Source organism: Croceibacterium selenioxidans (assembly GCF_018599195.1).
Classification (GTDB): Bacteria; Pseudomonadota; Alphaproteobacteria; order Sphingomonadales; family Sphingomonadaceae; genus Croceibacterium_A; species Croceibacterium_A selenioxidans.
The window spans coordinates 1,778,807-1,801,046 of the sequence record NZ_JAHFVK010000001.1; the positions used below are offsets into that span (position 1 = coordinate 1,778,807).

20 protein-coding genes and 1 other RNA gene are annotated in these 22,240 nt (G+C 64.2%); 17 read left to right on the forward strand and 4 right to left on the reverse strand.

The genetic code is table 11. From position 1 onward, the window contains the following. Window positions 1-417 precede the first annotated feature (417 nt). Both KK137_RS08725 and ybaL read left to right on the forward strand, forming a co-directional pair. Entirely contained in the window at window positions 418-807 is a 390-nt protein-coding gene (locus KK137_RS08725) for a hypothetical protein (protein WP_214535729.1), read from the forward strand. A 242-nt stretch (window positions 808-1,049) separates the two neighbouring features. Continuing rightward, on the forward strand, window positions 1,050-2,708 hold the full coding sequence (ybaL, locus tag KK137_RS08730) for a YbaL family putative K(+) efflux transporter (protein WP_214535730.1): 1,659 nt from the start codon (window positions 1,050-1,052) through the stop codon (window positions 2,706-2,708). A 17-nt stretch (window positions 2,709-2,725) separates the two neighbouring features. Here the strand turns inward: ybaL and KK137_RS08735 are convergent, their stop codons facing one another. Continuing rightward, window positions 2,726-4,828 carry a malate synthase G gene (locus KK137_RS08735; RefSeq protein ID WP_214535731.1) on the reverse strand — a complete coding sequence of 701 codons (2,103 nt, stop codon included), beginning with the start codon at window positions 4,826-4,828 and terminating at the stop codon, window positions 2,726-2,728. A 96-nt stretch (window positions 4,829-4,924) separates the two neighbouring features. Here KK137_RS08735 and KK137_RS08740 point away from each other — a divergent pair, with 96 nt between their 5' ends. The 4 genes from KK137_RS08740 (at window position 4,925) to KK137_RS08755 (ending at window position 8,746) form a co-directional block, all read left to right on the forward strand. Continuing rightward, window positions 4,925-6,136 (forward strand): hydrolase, encoded by a 1,212-nt coding sequence (locus tag KK137_RS08740; RefSeq protein ID WP_214535732.1) that lies wholly within the window; start codon window positions 4,925-4,927, stop codon window positions 6,134-6,136. Further along, a complete protein-coding gene (locus KK137_RS08745; RefSeq protein ID WP_214535735.1) occupies window positions 6,133-7,146 on the forward strand; it encodes an arginine N-succinyltransferase in 1,014 nt (337 codons plus the stop codon). The genes KK137_RS08740 and KK137_RS08745 overlap by 4 nt, the downstream gene beginning before the upstream one ends. Beyond that, window positions 7,143-8,393 (forward strand): N-succinylarginine dihydrolase, encoded by a 1,251-nt coding sequence (locus KK137_RS08750; RefSeq protein WP_214536106.1) that lies wholly within the window; start codon window positions 7,143-7,145, stop codon window positions 8,391-8,393. Before KK137_RS08745 ends, KK137_RS08750 begins: the two co-directional genes overlap by 4 nt. Window positions 8,394-8,509: 116 nt before the next feature. Beyond that, the gene (locus KK137_RS08755; protein WP_214535737.1) at window positions 8,510-8,746 is read left to right on the forward strand and encodes a hypothetical protein; all 237 of its coding nucleotides are present in this window, start codon (window positions 8,510-8,512) and stop codon (window positions 8,744-8,746) included. Here the strand turns inward: KK137_RS08755 and KK137_RS08760 are convergent. The 3 genes from KK137_RS08760 to mscL form a co-directional block, all read right to left on the reverse strand. Beyond that, a complete protein-coding gene (locus KK137_RS08760) occupies window positions 8,743-9,405 on the reverse strand; it encodes a murein L,D-transpeptidase catalytic domain family protein (protein WP_214535739.1) in 663 nt (220 codons plus the stop codon). The genes KK137_RS08755 and KK137_RS08760 overlap by 4 nt on opposite strands. Before the next feature lie 176 nt (window positions 9,406-9,581). Beyond that, window positions 9,582-9,928, reverse strand: a transfer-messenger RNA (tmRNA) gene (gene ssrA / locus KK137_RS08765). A 101-nt stretch (window positions 9,929-10,029) separates the two neighbouring features. Beyond that, window positions 10,030-10,452, reverse strand: a complete 423-nt coding sequence (gene mscL, locus KK137_RS08770; RefSeq protein WP_214535741.1) for a large conductance mechanosensitive channel protein MscL — start codon at window positions 10,450-10,452, stop codon at window positions 10,030-10,032. A 147-nt stretch (window positions 10,453-10,599) separates the two neighbouring features. Here mscL and KK137_RS08775 point away from each other — a divergent pair, with 147 nt between their 5' ends. The 11 genes from KK137_RS08775 (at window position 10,600) to KK137_RS08825 (ending at window position 22,230) form a co-directional block, all read left to right on the forward strand. Next, the gene (locus KK137_RS08775) at window positions 10,600-11,271 is read left to right on the forward strand and encodes a LemA family protein (RefSeq protein ID WP_214535743.1); all 672 of its coding nucleotides are present in this window, start codon (window positions 10,600-10,602) and stop codon (window positions 11,269-11,271) included. A gap of 9 nt (window positions 11,272-11,280) precedes the next feature. Beyond that, entirely contained in the window at window positions 11,281-12,129 is an 849-nt protein-coding gene (locus KK137_RS08780) for a TPM domain-containing protein (RefSeq protein ID WP_214535745.1), read from the forward strand. After that, window positions 12,130-12,807 carry a TPM domain-containing protein gene (locus KK137_RS08785; protein WP_214535753.1) on the forward strand — a complete coding sequence of 226 codons (678 nt, stop codon included), beginning with the start codon at window positions 12,130-12,132 and terminating at the stop codon, window positions 12,805-12,807. It abuts the gene before it with no gap. Window positions 12,808-12,816: 9 nt separating this feature from the next. Then, window positions 12,817-13,371: an NUDIX hydrolase gene (locus tag KK137_RS08790; protein ID WP_214535755.1), complete on the forward strand. Its 555-nt coding sequence runs from the start codon at window positions 12,817-12,819 to the stop codon at window positions 13,369-13,371. Then, a complete protein-coding gene (locus KK137_RS08795; protein WP_214535757.1) occupies window positions 13,368-14,291 on the forward strand; it encodes a ketopantoate reductase family protein in 924 nt (307 codons plus the stop codon). Before KK137_RS08790 ends, KK137_RS08795 begins: the two co-directional genes overlap by 4 nt. 105 nt (window positions 14,292-14,396) lie before the next feature. Beyond that, on the forward strand, window positions 14,397-15,239 hold the full coding sequence (locus KK137_RS08800) for a beta-etherase (RefSeq protein WP_214535759.1): 843 nt from the start codon (window positions 14,397-14,399) through the stop codon (window positions 15,237-15,239). Continuing rightward, entirely contained in the window at window positions 15,239-16,198 is a 960-nt protein-coding gene (locus KK137_RS08805) for a 2-hydroxyacid dehydrogenase (protein WP_214535760.1), read from the forward strand. The genes KK137_RS08800 and KK137_RS08805 overlap by 1 nt, the downstream gene beginning before the upstream one ends. Next, window positions 16,195-17,034, forward strand: a complete 840-nt coding sequence (locus KK137_RS08810) for a zeta toxin family protein (protein WP_214535764.1) — start codon at window positions 16,195-16,197, stop codon at window positions 17,032-17,034. Before KK137_RS08805 ends, KK137_RS08810 begins: the two co-directional genes overlap by 4 nt. A gap of 117 nt (window positions 17,035-17,151) precedes the next feature. Next, complete coding sequence (locus tag KK137_RS08815; RefSeq protein WP_214535765.1) at window positions 17,152-17,985, forward strand: bestrophin-like domain; 834 nt, start codon at window positions 17,152-17,154, stop codon at window positions 17,983-17,985. Between the two features lie 79 nt (window positions 17,986-18,064). Beyond that, complete coding sequence (locus KK137_RS08820; RefSeq protein ID WP_250893631.1) at window positions 18,065-20,176, forward strand: PQQ-dependent dehydrogenase, methanol/ethanol family; 2,112 nt, start codon at window positions 18,065-18,067, stop codon at window positions 20,174-20,176. Window positions 20,177-20,271: 95 nt separating this feature from the next. After that, on the forward strand, window positions 20,272-22,230 hold the full coding sequence (locus KK137_RS08825; protein WP_214535768.1) for an outer membrane protein assembly factor BamB family protein: 1,959 nt from the start codon (window positions 20,272-20,274) through the stop codon (window positions 22,228-22,230). Window positions 22,231-22,240 lie beyond the last annotated feature (10 nt).

Below are 22,240 nucleotides of genomic sequence, written 5' to 3' on the forward strand. Positions count from 1 at the left end.
CCAGAACGCCCGCAGAGCGTTGCGCTCTCCGCGATTCAGCTCTGGAAACGATCCCGCCGAACTGAGCTTTGATTGAGCCGATTGCGCTTCGTCAGCCGGCTCCGTCAGCCCGTCCAGGACGAGTGCGGATTCATCACTCACAAAACTTCCCCCAAAAAGCTGGCGTATTAACCTTACGCAGCCGACCCGGCTGGCGCGCCTTGCACAGTGAGCATTTGAACGCAAGGCGAAATCTGGTTACAAACGCATCTATCAAACAAGTTACCAAAGAAACTCGATATCTAATTTCGCTCCATAGGCTATCGACGTAATTTTCGTGCCGCCTCCAAGATGAACGCTCCCCTAATGAGCCTGCTTTTTCGCAAAGAGCGGAATTTCCGGTTCGCAATCCAGTGCAGAGGATTTACTTCTTAGGCCATGCACCGACGTAATCTCATGATGCCGCGCGTTGGCCGGCCCGCATTCGTGGGCTGGTTTATGTTGCTCGTCGTGCTGATCTCGGCGGTTCCGACGACTGGGCAGGCCCGCACGCGCGTAATCGGTTCGGCGTTCGACCCGGCGACCTACTCTGTCGTCGTTAGCCCAAAGAAGCCGCGCGTCGCCGGGGCAAAGACCACCGTCGCCCGGAAGCCGCTGCTCGATCACTTGTTCGATGGCGTACCGGTGCCGGCCATCGTCGAACCCCAGCCGCTACCGTTCACTTTCGAGTGGGCCAGCCAACTTCGCTTCGAAGCCCCCCCGGAACAACCAGCCGGCCGTCCGTCCATTGTACGGGCGCATGGACCCCGCGCGCCTCCAACGACCTGAGACGCCGTCCAAGGTCTGATGGGGTCCTCTTCCTCGTCAGTCCCACACCAGACTGCAGGCCTGCGTGGCTCGGTTTGGAGAATTAGCATGAATGGAAAGCTATGCACGGCGCCACTTTGGTTCGCGCCTGCGCCATCGACGAGTCCGAGCGTAGCGGAATCATTTTCCGCTGCGCTTGTCGCCTTGTCGGACTGTCAAAGATTCCGCGGGCTTCCAGGGGCCCGCGACACCAGGAGAAGCACTTGCCACACCACACCCCCCTGATCGGGACGATAGTCGCCGGCCTTGTCGTAGCGTTCTTTATGGGAGCGTTGGCGCACCGCCTGCGCGTGTCCCCCGTTGCCGGCTACCTTTTTGCAGGCGTCATCGTCGGGCCCTTCACACCGGGGTTCGTCGCCGACGCCAGCCTGGCCAACGAACTGGCCGAATTGGGCGTGATCCTGCTGATGTTTGGCGTAGGTCTGCACTTTTCATTGCGGGACCTGCTGTCGGTAAGGAAGATTGCCATTCCCGGGGCCTTGACGCAGATCACGGTCGCGACGCTTCTCGGCCTGGCGCTGGCCCTGTTTCTCGGCTGGTCGATCCTCGCCGGACTGGTGTTCGGCCTGGCCTTGTCAGTTGCCAGTACGGTTGTGCTGCTGCGAGCGATGCAGGCCCGCGATCTCATTAACACGGAGCGCGGACGCATCGCGGTCGGGTGGCTGATCGTCGAAGATTTGGCGATGGTGCTGACTCTGGTGCTCCTGCCACCGATCGCCAGCATGGTTACCGGTGACGCCGTCGGTGGCACATCGATAGCGACTACCTTCGGCATCACGGTTCTCAAGGTCGGTGGTTTTATCGCCTTCATGCTGATCGTTGCGCGGCGGCTCATTCCCGCTGCGCTGCATTGGGTTGCCCACACCGGCTCGCGCGAGTTGTTCCGCCTGGCGGTCCTGGCAATCGCACTAGGTGTCGCGTTCGGCGCTGCTTACGTGTTCGACGTCTCGTTCGCGCTCGGAGCTTTCTTCGCCGGTATGATCCTCGGCGAATCCCAGCTGAGCCGCCGGGCCGCCGAGGAGACCTTGCCGCTGCGCGATGCGTTCGCGGTGCTGTTCTTCGTTTCGGTGGGGATGCTGTTCGATCCCCGGGTGGTGGTCGAGCAGCCCTGGCCCCTGCTGGCCACCGTGGCGATCATCATCTTCGGCAAGTCGATCGCGGCCTTCGCCATCGTTCGCCTCTTCGGCCATCCGACCAGGACCGCCCTGACGATTTCCGCCAGCCTCGCCCAGATCGGCGAGTTCTCCTTCATCCTCGCAGGCCTGGGCACGAATCTCGGCATTCTGCCACCAGAGGGCCGCGACCTGATCCTGGCGGGCGCGATCCTCTCAATCTTTGCCAACCCGTTCGTGTTCACCGCCGTCGCCGGCCGTCTGGGCGCTGCGAAGAAGGCGGCCGTGGCTGAGGCGCGGGAGGTTGAGCGCCAGCGTCAGGAGGAGCGCAAGGAGCATACTCTTCTCATCGGCTATGGTCGGGTCGGCAGCCTGGTGGGCCAGGGAGCCAAGAAGGCGGGCCGCGCGGTCGTCGTCGTGGAGGACGAAGCCGACGTCGCCCGAGCAGCCGAGGAGGATGGCTTGCCGGTCGTCCTCGGCAATGCGGCGACTGCGTCCGTGCTGCTCGAAGCTGGAATCGAAGATGCGAAACGGCTGGTGATCGCGATTCCTGAAGGCTTTGAGGCGGGTGCCATCGCCGACCAGGCGCGCAAACTGAATCCCGAGATCACCATCTACGCCCGCGCCCATTCCGACAGCGAGGTGGACCACCTCCTCCAGGCGGGCGTCGATCAGGTCATCATGGGCGAACGTGAGATCGCCACCCGTCTGCTCGAGTTGATGGCTCCCAGGCCCCCCGCCGCCCATTAGCGGCCGGGGACTGGGCGCTAGCCAGCCTTCACCTTGCGGCGCCAGGCGTGGAGCAAGGGTTCGGTATAGCCGTTGGGCTGACTCAGGCCCTTGAACACCAGGTCGACCGCCGCGAGGAACGCGGGGTGCGAAGTCCAGTTGCCGGCCATCGGGCGATAGGCGGGATCGCCGGCATTCTGCGCGTCGACCCGCGCGGCCATGCGCTTCAGGGCGTCCATGACCTGCGGCTGGGTTGCGACGCCATGGAGGAGCCAGTTCGCGAGATGTTGGCTGGAGATACGCAGCGTCGCTCGATCCTCCATCAGGCCGACGTCGTTGATGTCGGGCACTTTGGAGCAGCCGATGCCTTGATCGATCCAGCGCACGACATAACCGAGCAGGCCCTGGCAATTGTTATCGAGCTCCTCGGCAATCTCCGCCTCGCTCCAGTTCAAGCCTTCGGCCAGCGGAATAGTAAGCAACGCGTCGAGATCCGGTGCCGGTTCTAGCCGGTGCTGCACGTCGAACACGTCGGTCGCGTGGTAGTGCAAGGCATGGAGCACGGCCGCTGTGGGTGACGGAACCCATGCCGTGTTGGCGCCGGCCTTGAGGTGGGCTCCCTTCTCCTCAAGCATGGCCTGCATCCTGTCGGGTGCGGCCCACATGCCCTTGCCGATCTGCGCCTTGCCCGACAGCCCACAAGCAAGCCCGATGGCAACGTTGCGCTTCTCGTAGGCGTCGAGCCAGACCGATTGCTTCATCGCGCCCTTGCGGACCATCGGTCCGGCCCGCATCGAGGTGTGGATCTCGTCACCCGTGCGGTCGAGGAAGCCGGTGTTGATGAAAACGATCCTGTCCTTAACTGCCCGGATGCAGGCTGCGAGATTTGCGCTGGTACGCCGCTCCTCGTCCATCACGCCAACCTTGATTGTATGGCGCTTCAGGCCGAGCAAGTCCTCGACTGCATCGAACAAGTCGTTGGTGAAGGCGGCTTCCTCAGGCCCGTGCATCTTGGGCTTCACGATGTAAATGCTGCCGCAGCGGCTGTTGCGCCATCGACTGTGCCCTTCGACATCGAGGGCGCCGATGGCCGCAGTGACGACGGCGTCGAGAATGCCCTCCGGCACTTCGGCCTCACCCGCTTGCAGGATCGCCGGGTTGGTCATCAGGTGGCCGACATTGCGCACGAACAACAAGCTCCGTCCCGACAGCGCAATCCCGGTGCCGTCGGCGGCAGTGACTGTTAGATCGTCCTCGAGCGAGCGCCTCATCGTCTTGCCGCCCTTGTCGAAACTCGCCTCCAGATCGCCGCGGATCACGCCAAGCCAGTTGCGATAGGCGGCGAGCTTGTCCTCTCCGTCGACGGCGGCAATCGAATCTTCGAGGTCGACAATTGTCGTCAGCGCGGCTTCCAGCCTGATGTCGGCGATGCCCGCCGGGTCGCCCCGGCCGATCATATGCTCGCGATCGAACACCACCTCGATGTGAAGACCATTGTGGCAGAACACGAGGCCCTTCTCCGTGCTGCCGACATATTGGCTCGGCTCGCACAGCGGCAGGCTCTCCGGCCCCGCGATCTCCGACCAGCTTGTATCCTCAAGCGGCACCGCGAGGTCGAGGAACGCCCGGGCAGCCGCAATCACGGCTTCTCCGCGTTTTGGATCGTAACCGCTCACCTCAGCGGCCGGCGCTTGAGGTAACGCATCGGTACCATAGTACGCGTCGTAGAGGCTGCCCCAGCGCGCATTGGCGGCGTTGAGGACGAAGCGAGCGTTGAGTGCGGGGACGACCAACTGCGGCCCAGCCATGGCCGCTATCTCGGCGTCGACGCCGGTCGTGCCCACAGTGAACGGCTCCGGCTCCGCGACCAGATAGCCGATCTCTTCGAGAAAATTGCGATAGGCGCCTGGATCATGAGGTTGACCCCGCCTCTCCGCATGCCAACGATCGATCTTCGCCTGGAACTCGTCGCGCTTGTCGAGCAGTGTCAGATTGCGTGGACCGAAGCGGCGGAGGAGTTCGGCGAATCCGACCCAGAAACTCGTGGCGTCGCGCCCAAGCGGTTGCAGCACCTCGCTCTCGATGAATTGCGCCAGGGTCGCGTCTACGCGCAAGCCACTCCGTTCCACTCTTTCGCTCAAGTCGGGCTCCTTCCTGGAGACATGTCTAGGCACGCCCGTCGGCAATAGCGAGGCGCTGTTTGACAGCAAACGCCTACCGGCTAAGCTTCGTTTCAAATGCAACGGCTAACCCAAGACGAGCGGAAGCTGATCGAGCCGATCGAGCAGTCGGCGATGCTCGTGCGTACCGAGCGCTGGAGTGCGATCAACAGCGGTACCGGCAACCTCGCCGGTCTACAGCAGCAGGCCGAGGAACTGGCCTGCGCTTTCGCCGCCTTGCCCGGTGAGGTCGAACTGCGCGGGCCGGCGACGGTGACGTCGATCGATGCGGGCGGCCGCGAAATCGAGCAGGCCAACGGACGACACCTGGTCCTCCGCGTCCGCCCCGCCGCAAGGCGGCGCTTTCTGCTGACCGGCCACATGGACACCGTCTACCCACCTGGCCATCCTTTTCAGGAGGGTCGCTGGCTCGACGACGACATATTCAACGCTCCCGGCGCAGCAGACATGAAAGGCGGAATCGCCGTGATGCTCGCCGCCTTGCAGGCGTTCGAGGGATCAAACGCCGCCAAGACCACCGGCTACGACGTGATGATCAACTCGGACGAGGAGACCGGCTCGTTATCTTCCGCCGACTTGATCGCCGAACTGGCTCGCGAAAAGGCCGCCGCCCTCACCTACGAGCCTTCTGCCCAACCGGACGGCACGCTCGCCCATGCGCGGGGCGGGAGCGGCAACTACAGTGTGACGATCACCGGCCGCGCCGCTCATGCCGGGCGCAACCCGCACGAGGGACGCAACGCGATCGTGGCAGCCGGCGCTCTCGCCGTGGCGCTGAAGACAATGGAGCACTCCGATCTGGCGATAAATCCCGCCCGCATCGATGGCGGCTCGGCGAACAATGTCGTGCCCGACCTGGCGATTCTGCGCTTCAACATCCGCCCCAAGAGCGCTGACGCAGCACTAAATTTCGAGCGAGATTTCAGTGTGCTGCTGCAGCATATCGAAGCAGGTCATGAGGTTGGCACCCAAGTCCACGGAGGAATAACTCGCCCGCCGAAGACTGTCGACGCGGAGGCCCAGCGGCTGTTCGATCTCGTTCAGCGGACCGGCGCCGATCTTGGCCAGGCCTTTGGATGGCAGCCGAGCGGCGGGGTGTGTGATGGCAACAACATTGCCGCCTGCGGAGTGCCTGTCGTTGACACAATGGGTGTGCGCGGCGGGGCGATCCACTCGTCCGAAGAGTACCTGATCGCATCCTCCCTTGCCGAACGAGCCGCACTATCGGCGGTGGTGCTCCATCGGCTGGCCACAGGAGACCTTGCTTGAGCTTTCGCCTGCGCGCCGCACGTCCCGACGACCTGGAGCCGCTATACGAAATGGCCAAGCTAACCGGCGGCGGATTCACCAATCTCCCCGCCGACCGCAAGGCCCTGGCGCGCAAGCTGGAACGGGCGGAAGCAGCCTATGCTCGCGATGAGAACACGCTGGCCGACGAGCAATTCGTGCTGGTGCTTGAAAAGCCAGAAACCGGCGAGGTTCGCGGGACGTGCCAGATGATGACCCAGGTCGGACAGCAGTGGCCCTTCTATTCCTATCGCCTGAATACCCTGACGCAGCATTCCGAGGAACTTCAGCGGACGGTACGCGCGGAAATGCTCAGCCTCGTCACCGATCTCGAAGGTTCGAGCGAAGTCGGCGGACTCTTCCTTCACCCCAACGAACGCGCCGGTGGCCTGGGACTGCTGCTGGCCCGTAGCCGCTATCTGTTCATCGCGATGCACCGCGCGCGCTTTGCCGACCGCATCCTGGCCGAACTTCGCGGCATCATCGACGAACGCGGCGGATCGCCGTTCTGGGACGGCGTCGCTGGCCGGTTCTTCGGGATGAACTTCCAGGAGGCTGATTATTTCAATGCGATCAATGGCAACCAGTTCATCGCCGACCTCATGCCCAAGCACCCCGTCTACGTCGCCATGCTAAGCGACAGCGCACGCAGCGCGATCGGCGTGCCGCATCCTTCGGGCCGCGCGGCGATGCGGATGCTGGAGGAAGAGGGGTTCGCCTGTGAGGGCTACGTCGACATTTTCGACGGTGGGCCGACGATGACAGCGCGAACCGACAACGTGCGCTCGATCCGCGACGCCCGGCCCTCGATCGTGGTGAGCACCGACTGTCGAAAAGGCCAAAAGGTCCTCCTCGCGAGCGGCAGGCTGTCGGCCTTCCACTCCTGCTACGGCGCCTGTGAGGCGGTCGACGGCGGACTGTCGATCGATTCCGGCTCAGCCGACATGCTGGACGTCCAACCGGGCGATACGGTGTGGACGGTGCAGCGTTGAGCCTGGTCGAGATCAACTTCGACGGGATCGTCGGCCCCAGCCACAACTATGCTGGGTTGAGTCTCGGCAACCTCGCGGCGACCGCGCACGCGGGTGACATCTCCTATCCTCGCGCGGCGGCGCTGCAAGGGCTGGAGAAGATGTGCGGCAACATGGAACTTGGCTTGGAGCAGGGATACTTCGTCCCCCTGCCCCGCCCCAATGGCGATTGGCTTGAAGCCCTCGCCGTAGACGCGGCCACCGGGCGCAACCTATTGGCAACAGGTTGGTCAGCCTCCTCGATGTGGACCGCGAACGCGGCAACGGTCTCGCCCGCACCCGACACCGCCGATGGGCGCTGTCACCTGAGCGTCGCCAATCTCGTGACGATGCCGCACCGATCGCACGAGTGGCCCGACACCTTGCGCCAGCTCCAGCTCGCCTTTGCCGATCGGCAGCATTTCGCCGTTCATGGGCCGGTCCCCCCGTGCTTCGGTGACGAAGGCGCCGCCAACCACATGCGCCTGACTTCGGCCCATGGCTCTGCCGGGCTCGAAGTGTTCGTCTATGGACGCACGGGCGGCCGCTTCCCGGCTCGCCAGCACGAACAGGCCAGTCGCGTCGTCGCCCGACGGCATGGTCTCGATCCGGAACGGGTGCTCTTCATAGAGCAGTCGCCGGAGGCGATCGCCGCGGGCGCCTTTCACAACGATGTCGTCGCCGTCGCCAACGAGCAGGTCTTGTTCTGCCATGAGCAGGCGTTCGCTGACCCGGAGGCGACCTATGGTGCGATTCGAGGGCGATGTCCCGGTGCGGAAGTGGTGGAAGTGCCGGCCAGTGCAGTCAGCCTGGCCGAAGCGGTGCGCTCCTACCTGTTCAACGCCCAGCTCGTGACGCTCCCGGAAGGGGAGCAGGCGCTGGTCATTCCGGGAGAGGCCTGGGATAGCCGAGTTGTTCGCGCCTGGCTTGACGACATGATCGCGGGCAACGGGCCAATTCGCCGAATCATCCCGGTCGATGTGCGCCAGTCGATGGCCAATGGAGGGGGCCCCGCCTGCCTGCGGCTGCGCGTTGTGGCCGATCCCTCGACCGTCGATCCAAGATTTCTTCTCAACCGTTTCAAGGCCGAAACGATGGCGAAAATCATCGAGACGCACTGGCCCGAGCAGGTCGATCCTGCCGACCTCGGGCGCGAGAATCTGGCGATTTCAGTGCGGAAGGCTCGGGAGGCCTTGCTCGACGCGCTCGAACTGTCGGAGCTCGCCTGAACTGTTCCTTGGCGGGACAGCTGACCGCGCCGCCCCCGTTAACCACGCTTTATGCTGGAACCGCGCCGCAAGCACGATCATTCCTGCTTTCGGTGTTAACGATGGAATGTCGAGCCATGCTGCGCAAGGTCTCCCGATTGTTCACGATCAAGACGCGCTTTGAGGCCTTCCTGATCATCTACGCCCTGGCGCTCGGAGCGACCACGCGCGGCGCGCACTACCTTGACCAGTTTCCCGGCTTCGGCGGCAAATTACTGTTCCTGGCCACCACCGGAGCGGTGTTTATCGCCGGGGCCAAGATCCTCGACTGCCTGCGCTATGAGCGGGCAGCGAAGGAAAACCAGGAAGTCTAGGCCAGACCCATTTCGCCGGGCCGGCCGGCATAGAGCAAGCGCCCTGCCCCGAGCTGCTCCATCACCGTTGCGATCTCTCGCGGTTCCACAGCGAAGCAGCCTTGACTGCGACCGATGCGGCCCCGGGCAGGGATCATGTTGGGATCGACATAGGACGCCCCGTGCAGCACGATCGCGCGCTCGTATGCCATGTTGTTGCTGGCATCGAGCCCGATCAGCCGCTGCGAGCGGCCGTGCTTGCCGTAATATGAGGTTGAGGTGACGTACGCACCGCGCGAACTGGCGTTGGAGCCGGGCACGTTCGAGAAGTACTGCAGCATCCCCGTCGCGGTCGGATCGGACCCGTTTCCGTGGGCGACCAGCCAGCTGACGATGGTCTGCCCGCTGGCAACATCGACCAGGTGAAAACGCGGCTCGCTCGAAGGCGCGGAGAAGTCGACCAGGCCGATGCGGCTCCGGTCGAGGATGTAACCCGAGTGGGCGTCAAGCGCAGCCAAGGCCTCTTCCAGAAGGGGTGGCCGATAGGTCTGGCGTGGCTCAGCAAAAGCAACGGCAGGCTCAGTCGGTGTACTCGAGGGTTCGGCAAAGGCTCCACCCGTTGAGACCCCAGCGGTCGCGGCAATGGCGGCGCCCATGAAGAAGCGGCGGCTCAATTGCATTTGCGATCCCGTAAAATAGCCTCGTCCCGGCTCTGGCGGCCTAGGTACGACGGCTCTGATTTGCGCAAGATGATGGCAACAGTGGGGCAGCGTCAATTCCCCCGCGACGTAACGCGCAATCTTTGACGCGAATTGTGTGGGTGGGGGTTTCTGTTGCTAGGCACCCCCGGGCCCCCGGTTTCCGATTCTGTTACCCGGTTCGGTCCGAACCGTGCTCAACGCTTTGTAAGATCAGGCCGTTAGGCCGTCAGGTTACGCGGCGAGAGCAAGTGCTTCGTTGTCGTTGGCACTTGTGTGTTTTGAGCCTTTTACGGGTTACTCAGCCCGGGCAAAAACAATGCTTTTCAACACACGTCGATCCTGGTTCGGCCCCGTCAGAGCCCCCGGTTTCCCGAGGATTTTGGTGGAGCCGCCGGGTACTGCCCCCGGGTCCGCTGTGCCTATTGCACACTGCAGTTTATCGCCATAGCCGGTCGAAACCGGCGAGGTCCTATATAGAGATCACTGGCTTAATGTGAAGTGTATCTCCCCTCCCGCTTGTGGGAGGGGTTGGTGGTGGGTGCGTGACGCACCCCCTCCGCACTACCCCACTCCTGGCCCCTCCCGCGGGCGGGAGGGGAACTTTCAGCTGCGCTTCTTCAACTCATCCCTGATCTCGGTGAGCAGATCGATCTCGCTCGGACCGGCAGGAGCCTCCTCTTTCTTCGCAATCAGCTTGTTCGCGGTACGGACGAGCAGGAAGATCACGAACGCCAGAATCAGAAAATTGATCACCGCGGTAATGAAGGCCCCGTATCCGATCATCGCCGCGCCAGCTTCCTTGAGCGCGGCATAGTCGGACAAGGAACCGGTGTAGCCAGCGGGCACGCTCAGCAGGACGAAGTGGTTCGAGAAGTCCGCGCCACCAAGGATCGCCCCGATCACGGGCATGATCAGGTCGCCGGTCAGCGAAGTGACGATCGCTCCGAAGGCCCCGCCGATGATCACGGCCACGGCCAGATCGAGGACGTTGCCTCGAGCGATAAAAGCCTTGAATTCCTGAAACATAGACCCCACCTCACGTTACTGTTCTGAATTGCAAATTGGCATCGGATGACCGACGGGGCAACCATGCTTCTTGAATGCCCCCTCCCCTGTGCTATCTAACTAACACAGTTGGCCGATGATCGGTCCGTTGACGAAGGATGCTCTGACATGTCCGTGATTGCCTCGCTCCGTTACGCTTTCGTCGCGATGGCGGCGCTTTCCCTGGCCGCTTGCGGCATCAACTCGGTGCCGGCTGCGGAGGAAAACGCCAAGGCCAAGTGGGCAGACGTGCAGAGCGCTTACCAGCGCCGAGCCGACCTGGTGCCCAACCTCGTCGCCTCGGTACGCGGTGCAGCCGCGTCGGAATCCCAAATCCTCACCGAGGTGACCGACGCCCGCGCTCGCGCCACCTCGATCAACATCACCACGGACGATCTGTCGAACCCGGCGGAATTCCAGAAATTCCAGGACGCGCAGAACCAGCTCACCCAGGCGCTCGGTCAGTTGCGCACCGTGGTCGAGAACTATCCGCAGCTGCAGAGCCAGGCGCGCTTTGCCGACCTGATGACCGCGCTCGAAGGAACGGAGAATCGGATCGACACGGCCCGCACTCGGTATAACGAGGCGGTACAGGCCTATAATACCGAGATCCGCACCTTCCCGTCGATCATCGGCGCCCGGGTCATCCATGGCGCAAAGCCGATGGTACCCTTCCAGGCGAACGAGTCTGCCCAAACCGCTCCGACCGTAAACCTCGACAACATCGGTGGTGCACCGGCGGCGGCCCCAGCGAACGACAACGCTCCCGCCCAAGAACAACCCGCGGCTGCGGCCAACTAGGCCGCGTCGATGACACGCTTACTGCTGATCTGGTTGGCCCTGCTGGCCGCCCTTGCGGGCGCGCCAGCAGCGGCGCAGCCAAACCTCCCGCCGCGCCCCGAGGGGCCGGTCTACGACGGCGCGAACATCATCTCGCCCGCAGACAAGGCGGCGCTCGATGCCAAGCTGCGTGCCTATAACGAAACGACGGGGCGCGCGGTCATCGTCGCGACCGTTCCTTCGCTGGATGGTCAGGAGATAGAGCCCTTCGCCCAGGCCCTCGCCGAAAGCTGGGACATCGGCGGCGCGGAAAGCGAGAATGGGGTCCTGTTCCTTGTGGCTCCCAATGAGCGCCGCATGCGCATCCACACCGCCCGCGGCGTGCAAGAGCGGATGACCGACATCATGTCCGGTCGCATCATCCGCGACGTGGTGACGCCGCGCTTCAAGGCGGGCGATCTTTCGGGCGGCATCGTTTCCGGCGTTGATGCTATCGTTCAGCAGCTCGACATGGATCCAGCCCAGGCCAAGGCAATCGAGGAGGCCGAAAAGGCCCGACAGGATCGAATGTCGAAAGCAGCGGCGCCTGCGATCGCCGGCGTGGTCTTCTGGATCGCGATGCTTGTGTTCTTTGCAGTGGTGTTCGGTCGCCGCACGCGAGGTCGCCGTTATCACGGTCGCGGCGGAGATACCGCCAGCGCTGTCGGCAACGTCCTCATGTGGACGGCCATCAATGCCGCCATGAACAGCGGCCGCGGTTCCGGTGGCGGCTGGGGTGGAGGCGGTGGCGGAGGCTTCGGCGGTGGTGGGGGCGGATTTGGCGGCTTCGGTGGAGGCGGCGGTGGCTTCAACGGCGGCGGCGCGAGCGGGGGCTGGTAAATGACCGTCTGGATTTCGGCTGAAGACCAGACCCGCGTCAGCGCTGCGGTTGCGGCGGCAGAGGCGCATACCGCCGGCGAAATCGTAACCGTCGTGGCCGACAGTTCGGATGGCTACAGCGACATCGCACTCGCCTGGTCGGCGCTCGTCGCCTTCACCGCTCTCATCGCCTACGCGCTGTTCCCCGACTTCTACTTAGGGCTGATCGAGAGGGTCAGCGGCGGTTGGAACCACGAGTGGACCCGCAGCGAGATCCTCGGCCTCGCGGCCACCGGTGCGATGGTCAAATTCATGGCGACCTGGCTGCTCCTGCAGTGGCCGCCGCTACGCTTCGCCTTGATCCCCGGCGTCGTGAAGACCCGACGCGCTCTTTCCCGCGCGGTCGATCTGTTCAAGGTCGGCGCCGAACGGCGGACGCATGGCCGCACCGGCATCCTGATCTACCTCTCGATGCGCGAGCACCGGGCGGACATCATCGCCGACGAAGCCATCGCCAGCAAAGTCCCCCCCGAAACCTGGGGCGATGCGATGGCGGCGATGCTCGAGCACATCAAGGACGGCCGCTGTGCGGACGGGATGATTGCCGCGATCGGCAAGGTCGGCGTGATCCTGGCCGAACACTTCCCGCGTGCCGATGACGACATCAACGAGTTGCCAGATCGCCTGATCGAATTGTAGGCGGTTGGCGTGACCGAACGCCAACTCCCCCCTGACGCCCTCGCCCCCGAACAGGTCGAATGGACCGGTAACTGGATCGCCGCGAAGCGCCGCGGTCGCTGGGAATACGCCACTCGCACTCGTGGGGTCCGCGCCGCGGTGATCCTCGCGGTCGATGCCGGCGAGGTGATCCTGGTCGAACAGTATCGCGTGGCCATCGGCAAGTTCTGCCTGGAACTGCCAGCCGGCCTGATCGGCGACGAAGATGAAAACGAGGACGATCTCACCAGCGCCCGCCGAGAACTGGAGGAAGAGACCGGCTACCAGGCCGCTCAGTGGGAGACTCTGGGTGAATTCTACTCCTCGCCCGGAATGGTGCAGGAGAGTTTCACGCTGCTCAAGGCCACCGGCCTGTCGCAAGTCCACGATGGGGGCGGCACCGAGCACGAGGAGATCGTGGTCCACCGCGTCCCTCTCTCCAGGATCGCGGAAGTGATTGCGGAACACCGCGCCAAGGGCCACGGCATCGACGTGAAGCTTACGATGCTGCTCGGCCCGCAACTGTTGGAGGATGCCGCGCAATGAAGGTCCTGATCCTAGGCGCCGGTGCGATGGGCTGCCTTTACGGCGCAGCGTTCCATCGCGCAGGTTGCGAAGTTACCCTGGTCGATGTGAATCGCGCGCATGTTGATGCTATCAACGCTCGCGGGCTGGAGCTGGACACGCGCGCCGGTTTCGAATTGCTACCGATCCCGGCGAAACTTCCAGAACAGGTCGCTGGCGCGGTGGACCTCGTCGTGGTCTTCACCAAGACTTTCCATACCGACGCCGCCCTCTCTGGCATCGCCGCCGCTATCGGACCCGAGACAGCACTGCTTAGCCTGCAGAACGGTCTGGGCAACGACAAGCGGCTGGCCGCGCATGCCTCGCCCGAGCGTGTGATGGTTGGCGCCAGCTCCCTTCCTTCCGATCTGGTGGGCCCCGGCAAGGTGCGCAGCCATGGCGAAGGCGGATCGAAGCTCTATCCGGCGTTCGGGGGCGATATCGTCTTCGCTGGGCACGTGGCCGATTTGCTCACCAAGGGCGGGCTCGCTGCCGTGTTGGAGCCCGAGATCCACGTCGCCATCTGGTCCAAGGCGATTTTCAACGCGACCATGAACCCCCTCTGCGCGCTCACCCGCCGCACCCCGGGCTTCCTCGGCGCCCACCCGGAGAGCCGCGCCATGATCACCCGGGCGGTGGACGAAGGCGTGCTGGTGGCCAACGCAAGCGGAGTCCCGGTTCCCGCCCAGCCGATCCACGATCTCACCGAAGTTTCGATGACCGACCATGCCGACCACGAGGCTTCGATGCTGCAGGATGTGAAGGCCGGGCGCCGCACCGAAGTCGACGCGATCAACGGCGCGATCGTCGAGGCAGCGAAAGCGGCCGGCGTCGAAGCGCCCGTGATGGAAACTCTCTGGCGCCTGGTGAAGCTCGAAGAGGCAAAGCTGGCGGAAGGTTAAGTCTCACAGGCGTCGAGCGGGCTCGGGAGGAGTTCAGCCCCTTTCTTTTTGGCCGCGCACCCCATAGCACGACGCTCAAACACAAACCGGAGAGTCGCCCCCCAAATGGCACAGAACAACACTATCACTTTCTACGATCTCGCCCTGTCGACGGGCGCGACGATCAGCCCGTTCGTTTGGGCGACGAAGTACGCCCTCAAGCACAAGGGTTTCGATCTCGACGTGGTTCCGGGCGGGTTCACCAAGATCCCCGAACGCACCGGCGGCGTGACCGAGCGCCTTCCGGCGATCGTCGATGACGGCAAGTGGGTGCTCGATAGCTGGGGCATCGTCGAATACCTTGACGCGACCTACCCCGATCGGCCGATGCTCATTCCGCATCCGAGCGTCGCGATCGTGACCCGCGCGCTCGACGCGTGGTTCTGGCAAGTGGCGACGGGGCCCTGGATGCGCTGCAACTGTGTGAGCTACCGCGATCTCTCCAACCCGGAGGATCACGAATACATCACCCATTCGCGCGAGAAGATGCTCGGCAAGACGCTCGAGGACATGCAGCAGGGCTACGAAGACCGCCTGCCCGCGATCTCCGCCGCGCTCGAACCGCTGCGCATCGCGTTGCGCGAAGCCGACTGGCTCGGCGGCGAGTCCCCCAACTATGCCGACTATCGCATCATGGGCTCGATCCTGTTCACCGCCTCGGTGTGCCAGAACAGCCCGGTGCTGGCGGAAGACGACCCGCTGCGCCCGTGGATCGAGCGCTGCCTCGATCTCTACGGCGGCCTCGGCCGTCATCCGGGCCTGTTCCCACTGTTCGGTCTGAAGCAGCGCCCCCAGGATCCGCCGCTGTTCATGCCCCAGGGCCAGGGCGGCATCCACAAGCGCAATACCGGCCCGGAATCGACCAAGGCCGAAACTCAGCGCATCACCGAAGGCATGGCCAAGGCCTGATGCGGGTTCTGGTCACCCGGCGCTGGCCGGAGGAAGTCGAACGCGCCCTGCAGGAACGGTTCGAGGTCGTACTCAACGGCCCGGACCGTCCGCTCAGCCAGGCTGAACTCGCTCGGGCGATGAACGAGTTCGACGTCCTCTGCCCGACCGTCTCCGACAAGATCGACGCGGCCGTGTTCGACAACGGCTGCCGGGTGAGGCTGATCGCCAACTACGGCGTCGGCTTCGACCACATCGACCTCGCGGCGGCCAAGGCCGAAGGGATCGCCGTCACCAACACGCCCGGCGTGTTGACCGATGCGACCGCCGACATCGCGCTCACGCTGCTCCTGATGGCGGCAAGGCGCGCGGGCGAAGGCGAGCGCGAGCTTCGCGACGGGCGCTGGAGCGGCTGGCGACCAACCCACCTCATCGGCAGCGCGCTCAAGGGCAAGGTTCTCGGCCTCGTCGGCATGGGTCGTATCGCCGTGGCCACCGCACGGCGGGCCAAGCACGGCTTCGGCATGCGCGTGGCCTACTACGGCCGCCGCGAGTGCGAGCCGGAGATCGCGCGCGAGCTGGAGGCGGAATTCTTTCCCGACCTCCACGCCCTGCTCGGTGCTTCGGACTTCGTTTCGCTCCACGTGCCTGGCGGCGCGGAAACGACCAACCTGATCGACGCCAAAGCGCTCGCCGCGATGAAGCCGACCAGCTACCTCATCAACACCGCGCGCGGCGGCATCGTCGATCATGACGCGCTGGCCGACGCGCTCGACAATCACCGCATCGCCGGTGCCGGGCTCGACGTCTATCCGCACGAACCGGAGGTACCAGCGGCGCTGCTCGGGCTTGAGAACGTCGTGCTCCTGCCGCACCTCGGTAGCGCCAACGCAGAGACGCGCATCGCGATGGGCATGAAGGCGCTGGCCAACGTCGAAGCTTTCGCGAAAGGCGAGCCGCTGCCCGACCGGGTGGCATGAGAGAGGCCATCGACGCGCTGATAGCGGCGGAAGGCCTGCCAGGCGATTACCGCGAGGTGGTGGAAAATAGCTGGCGCCTGCTGGCCGACTGCATCGCCAACCAGACGAAACGGCCGCTACTGGTCGGTATCAACGGCGCCCAAGGCTCGGGCAAGACGACACTGTGCCGCTTCCTCCAAGTCCTGCTGGAGGAACGCGGCCTGCGCGCGGTTACTCTCTCGCTCGACGACCTCTACCTCACGCATGCTGAGCGGAAGGACCTGGCGCGTGACGAGCATCCGCTGTTCGCAACGCGAGGCGTACCGGGCACTCACGACGTTGCCTTGGGCGAAAGGCTCTTCGACGGTATCGCGTCGCGGCGTCCGGTTACCCTGCCCATCTTCAACAAGGCCATAGACGATCGCGCCCCGGGAGGCGTGCTCATCGATCCTCCTGTCGACGTGATCTTGTTCGAAGGCTGGTGTGTAGGCACTGTACCCCAACCTGCCGCGGCCTTGCGTGAGCCCGTCAACCGGCTCGAAGCAGAGGAAGACTCCGAGGGAGCCTGGCGGCGCGAAGTCAACCGCCGCCTCGCCACCGACTATGCCGAGCTGTTCGGACGGATCGACCTGCTTATCATGCTCAGGGTTGCTGGGTTCGAAGCCGTCCGCGCCAACCGACTGCTGCAAGAGCAGAAGCTCGCGGCGAGCAATCCCGTGGGGAAAGCAGTCATGGACGAGGCGGCGCTCGATCGCTTCCTCATGCACTACGAACGCCTCACCCGTTGGACGCTGTCCGAGATGCCGGAGCGAGCTGATATCGTAATCCCGATCGGGGCGGATCAACGGCCAGTCTGATATCCTCCTTGTCGGCGAAGCCGACGCGGAGGATCTAGCTCCACTTGCGGGTTTATCCCGATGTTCTCCGCCTTCCCCTCGACCGATAGATTTCCCCCTCGTCACGACGGGGCATTCATGATCGACATCCTGCTGTTTCGCGCCCCACTCTGGCTCGCCGGGATCATCCTGGTGCTTGCCTGTATCTTGGCGCGTGAAGCAGGCTCGCTGCTTTACAGGCGCGTGGCGGGTAAGTCGGCGAAGGATGAAGATAACGAGGCCGTGTCGCACATCGTCGGCGCGATCCTGGGCCTGCTGGCCTTTACTGTCGGCTTCACGTTCTCGATTGCCCTCGACCGTTTCGATACGCGGCGCACCATGGTCGCGGAAGAGGCCACTGCGATCGACACTGCCTACCAGCGAGCCAGTCTGCTCGACGACCCCGATCGCACCAAGCTTCAAGGGACCTTACGCGAATACGCGCATACCCGTGTCGCACCGGACGGCGTGATGGATGACCAGGTCGAGGCTGAACTCCGCAAGGACACGGTGCTCCGCCAACGCCTCTGGGATGAAACGCGCACCGCCGTGTTTCCTTTCCGTCAGACCGATCAGGCGTCCTCGCTGGTCGAAGCTATCAACGATGCGCTCAACGTAGGTGTTCGGCGCGAGGCGGCAGGCCGTGCGCACGTGCCTTCCCGGATCCTCGATGTGATGATCCTTTCCCTGCTCATCACCGCCGGCATGCTCGGCTATCTGCTGCGCGACACTAAAGGCACCAAGCGCCACGCCTCGACGATCCTGCTCATCCTGTTCGTGATCATGCTGGTGCTGATCATGGACATCGACCGTCCGCGCGACGGCTCGATCCGGGTGCCTCAGCGCGCGCTCGAAGAACTCGTGAAGCGGCTCGACAGCGATGCTGCGCGACCGCCAACACTTGCGCCTCCGGTCGACGTCTCGCGGCCCTGAGTATCCGCCAAATCGGTAATTCTTCGCTTTCCTAGACGCCCTGAAGCGTGCCACCATCCATTTGATGGGAGAGCGAATCTTGAACCGACTGGCGCCGCTGGCGCTGGCCGCCACCGCCGCGTTGCTGGTCAGCGCCTGCAGCAAGTCAGAGCCTGAGGCCGGCAATGTCACCGAGACGCGTCTGCTCGCGGCCGAAGACAACGGCGATGACTGGCTCAGCCACGGCCGCACGTATTCGGAACAGCGCTACAGCCCGCTCGAGGACATCAATGACGGCAACGTCAAGGACCTGAGCCTCGCCTGGGCGGTCGAACTCGACACGAACCGCGGGCAGGAAGCGACGCCGGTGGTGGTCGATGGCGTGATGTACATCTCCACCGCCTGGTCGAAGGTCATGGCCGTCGATGCGACGAACGGCAAAGTGCTGTGGCAGTACGACCCGCAGCCCATCGGCGCCAAAGGGGCCCACGCCTGTTGTGACGTGGTCAACCGCGGCGTTGCGGTGTGGGAAGGCAAGGTCTTCGTCGGCACTATCGACGGCCGCTTGGTTGCGCTTGACGCCAAGACTGGTGGCGAGTTGTGGGACATCGTCACGGTCGACCAGAGCAAGCCCTACACCATCACTGGCGCGCCGCGCGTGGTGCGCGGGAAGGTCCTGATCGGCAACAGCGGCGCCGAACTGGGCGTGCGCGGTTACATCTCAGCTTACGACGCTAAGACCGGCAAGCTCGTCTGGCGCTTCTACACCGTGCCCGGCAACCCGGCGGACGGCCCCGACGGTGCAGCCTCGGACGCCGCCTTCGCCAAATTCGCCGGTAAGACCTGGTACGGCAAATGGTGGGAGATGGGCGGCGGCGGAACCGTGTGGGATTCGATCGTCTACGATCCCGAATTCAACCAGTTGATCATCGGCGTCGGCAACGGCAGCCCGTGGAACTACCGCGCCCGCAGCGACGGTAAGGGTGACAACCTGTTCCTCAGCTCGATCCTGGCGCTCGATCCCGACACGGGCGCCTACAAATGGCACTATCAGGTCAATCCCGCCGAGACTTGGGACTTCACCGCCACCCAGCAGATCACCCTCGCCGACCTCACCATCGACGGCAAGGTCCGCAAGGTCGCGATGCAGGCGCCGAAGAACGGGTTTTTCTACGTCCTCGATCGGTCGAACGGTAAGCTGATCAGCGCCGAGGCTTATGCGCCGCAGAACTGGGCTGAGCGGATAGACCTCGTGACCGGACGCCCGGTCGAGCGGCCTGAGGCCCGCTTCGCCGATGCGCCTCACCTGACATACCCGAGCGGCATCGGCGCGCATGCTTGGATGCCGATGAGCTATTCGCCCAAGACCGGGCTAGTCTATATCCCGGCAATGCACGTGCCGCTCTCCTATGGAGACGACGTGAACTATACCCGGCACATCGGACGCTGGAATACCGGCGTCAGCTTCCTCGCCCCGCCCGAGGGTTCCGTGCCCGGCGCGACAGCCCTTGAGCGTCGGGCGGCACTCGCAGCGACGAACAAGGGTATGCTGGTGGCCTGGGATCCCGTGGCGCAGAAGGCGCGCTGGACCATTGAGCAGCCCTGGCCGTGGAATGGCGGCACGCTCGCCACCGCCGGTAATCTGCTGTTCCAGGGTGATCCCTACGGCATCTTCCGCGCCCGAGCTGCCGATACCGGCAAGGAGCTGTGGTCGTTCGATTCCCAGCGGGGGATCATGGCAGGCCCAGTGAGCTTCCGCGCAGGAGGCGAGCAATACGTCGCCGTGCTCGCAGGTTACGGCGGCTCGATGGGAATGGCCACCGCGAGCGAATGGATGCGTCGCCCGCCGCCCAACGGCGTGCTGCTGGCGTTCAAGATCGGCGGCAAAGGCAAGCTCGCCAAACTGCCGCCGGTGGAGCAAGCGCCCTTCGTCACCAGCAGCGAGACCTTCACCGCGGCCCAGCTGGCCGAAGGCGAGGCCCAGTATTTCGGCTTCTGCACGATCTGCCACAACGGGCCGGTGAACCCCGATCTGCTGCGCTCGCAGATCGCCACCAGTGCCGACGCCTGGCGGACGGTGGTGATGGACGGAGCTCTGTCCGACAACGGCATGATCAGTTTCAAGCCGTGGCTCAAGCCAGAGCAGGCAGAGGCGATCCGCGCCTATGTGCTTACCCAAGCGAAGTTGCAGGCGGCCGCCGAAGGAAAATAGTTAGCTTCTCAACTATTCAGAACTGAACCAATTGCTTCGACGGGGAGGATTGGGTAGGTCTTCCCCATAACGAGAGGCTTGGGAGACGACATTCGATGCGCAAGACGATGGCCCTGTTGCTGGGCGCGACCCTCATGGTGTCCGCTGCCCACGCCCAGTCGGATGCGGTCAAGGTCGACCCGGCCGATTGGCCACGTTACGCGCGCGACTTGGGCGGCACGCGCTATTCGCCGCTCGACCAGATCAATACCGGTAATGTCGATGAGCTCGATCAGGCCTGGTCGTTCCGCATGCGGCCCGAAGGCGGGGCCGGGCTTCTCGGCGGCGCCGTGCCGATCGTCATCGATGGGGTGATGTACCTCACTATCGGCAACGGCGTGGTGGCGCTTGAGGCGCACACGGGTAAGGAAGTCTGGCGGCACAAGGTCAGCGGGCTGGTCCGCCGTGGTGTCACCTGGTGGCCCGGCGATGGGACGCTCAAGCCACGCATCTTCTACAACGACGGGACCAAGATCACCGCGCTCGATGCCGCGACCGGAGCGGTCGACGCCAGCTTCGGCACCGAGGGCTCTATCACCATCGAAGGCACGCCCTACGGCTACCCGCCGACGATCTACAAGAACGTCATGGTGATCGGCGCCAGCACCGCCGAAATGCCCCGCGGCCCGAGCGGCAACAGCCGCGCCTATGACGCGCGCACCGGCAAGAAGCTGTGGGAATTCAACACCGTGCCCCAGCCGGGCGAAGTCGGGCACGACAGCTGGCTCGACGATGGCTGGAAGGAACGTTCAGGCACCAACATGTGGATCTGGTACACCACCGCCGATCCCGACACCGACACGATCTACATGACGATCGGCAGCCCCTCGCCCAACTATTACGGCGGGGATCGGCCGGGCAACAACCTGTTCGGCAACTCGCTGGTGGCGGTCGATGCGCAGACCGGCAAGTACAAGTGGCACTTCCAGACGATCCACCACGACTTGTGGGACTGGGACCTCCCCGCCCCGCCGGTAATGGTCGACGTGACCAAGGACGGCAAGCGCATCCCCGCCCTCGCCCTAACCGGCAAGCCGGGCCTGATGTACATCCTCAACCGCGAGACCGGCGAGCCGATCCACGGCGTGGAGGAACGCCGGGTCGCCTCAGCCGACGTCCCCGGTGAATGGTACAGCCCGACCCAGCCGTTCCCTGTAAAGCCCGAACAACTCAACCGCGGGGTGTGGACGCCCGAGGACATCGTGACGGGCAATGACACGACCCCCGAACACGCCGCCGCCTGCCGTGCCTTGCTCGATTCCTATGGCGGGACATTCTTCAACCAGGGCTCCTTCACCCCGTTCTTCATGCATAACCCGGGTGACGCACCGAAGGCCTCGATCAACCTGCCGCACAACGGTGGCTCCAACTGGGGGGGCAGCGCCGCCGACCCGACCAAGGGCCTCGTGTTCGTCAATGTCAGCGAGAGCGGCAGCATCGGCTGGATCGAGAAGCGCGATCCCAAGGGCGACTATGGCCGCGGCACCACAGACTCGAACCAGCTCTATGATCGCGGCAGCCTGGTCGGCCCGGGCGCCTACTCTTCGTTCGCCGCACCGCTGCAAGGTTACGATGCCGACAAGAAGCCGATCGGCCCGAGCCTGCCGTGCATCCGTCCGCCATGGGGCAAGCTGGTTGCGGTCAACGCCAACACCGGGGAAATCGCCTGGTCCTCACGCCTCGGTGTGACCGAGGAGCTTCCCGAAAAGAAGCGTGACACGGGCTCCAACAACACGTTTGGTGGACCGATCGTCACCGCAGGCGGCCTCGTCTTCATCGGCGCCACCGGCGACCGTTACTTCCGCGCCTTCGATGCCCGCAACGGCAGCATCATGTGGGAGAAGCAACTCGACTATGCGCCGATGACCGTTCCGATCACCTATCGCGGCAAGGACGGAAAACAGTATGTTGCGGTGATCGCGGCCGGCTCGGGCCTCGGTGGCCCTGCCCCGCGCGGGCCTGACGGCAAGCCGCTCAATAACGAATCCGTGATCGCCTTTGCGCTGTCGGAATAAGCTTGGGAGA